This is a genomic window from Streptomyces flavofungini (assembly GCF_041028215.1).
GTDB classification, from domain to species: Bacteria; Actinomycetota; Actinomycetes; order Streptomycetales; family Streptomycetaceae; genus Streptomyces; species Streptomyces flavofungini_B.
The window spans coordinates 1-875 of record NZ_JASKYR010001329.1 but is presented as its reverse complement, the minus strand read 5'-3'; the positions used below and the strand labels follow the sequence as shown (position 1 = coordinate 875).

Annotated in this window: 1 protein-coding gene and 1 pseudogene; both read right to left on the bottom strand. The window is 70.3% G+C overall.

Annotated elements, in window-relative coordinates; all coding sequences use genetic code 11:
• A partial coding sequence (locus AB8Z36_RS40825; protein ID WP_369218395.1) for a Uma2 family endonuclease occupies window positions 1–417 on the bottom strand: 417 nt, incomplete at its 3' end.
• 106 nt (window positions 418–523) lie between these two features.
• Window positions 524–875: pseudogene (locus AB8Z36_RS40820) on the bottom strand (helix-turn-helix domain-containing protein); the annotation flags it as partial.

The window sequence follows — 875 nt, the reverse complement described above, 5'->3', positions numbered from 1 at the left end:
GGTGAGGACGGTTCCGGTGCCCGTGCGCGGGTCGAAGAGTGCGTAGACCGGGATGCCGACCAGGGGGTAGTCGCGCATTTTGGTGACCCAGTCGTTGTCCGGGTTGGAGCGGGAGACGATCTCGATGGCGGCGATGACGGAACGCGGCTCGATGGACCCCTCGACGTTCAGGTCCTGCCAAGCGATCACCATGACATCGGGATGCCGCATGATCCCCTCGGCTTCGTCCTCCACGTCGGGCGTGCCGTTGTGCGCCAGGAGGTCGTCGGGCATGACCTTCTCCAGGCGGCGGCTCACATGGGCGGCCGTCACTTCGTGCGGCCCTCCCGGCGACATCATGTCGTGCACGATCCCTTCCTTGGTCACCTCGAACTTGCCGGGGAGGGTGTCGTCCATGGTGCGGATGAAGTCGCGCATGGCCCGGTAGAGGTGAGAGCTGTTCTCGGCTGTTGCGCTGTTGTGGGCGATGGTCACGGCGCTCGCTCCTCGCATGGGGCCGGGGGCCAGGATCGTTGCTCTCATGCTAGGCGTGGCCTGGGCCGGTGAGGCGGCACTCGCCGCAGTGGCCTGGTCCGGGGGCGCGGAAGGCGCGGTCGCAGGTGTCGCAGTTCTGGAGTGGTTCAGGGCGGGCGGAGACCGGAGCAGCCGGAAGGGGTGGAGGCAGCAGCTTGGTGAGGCGGTGCGCGAGCAGTCCCGCCGGGTATTCCAGGTCGTCCGGGAGGCTCGCGGTCAGGGTGCGGCGTACGGCGTCGGGGGCGGCCCCGCGTTCCAGCCAGGCGGCGACGGCGGGGGTGAGGCGGCGGACGTCCCGCTCGGCGAGCAGCAGCCGGGGCTCGTGGCGGGGCAGGTCCGCGAGGAGCGTGGTGGCGGTGCGG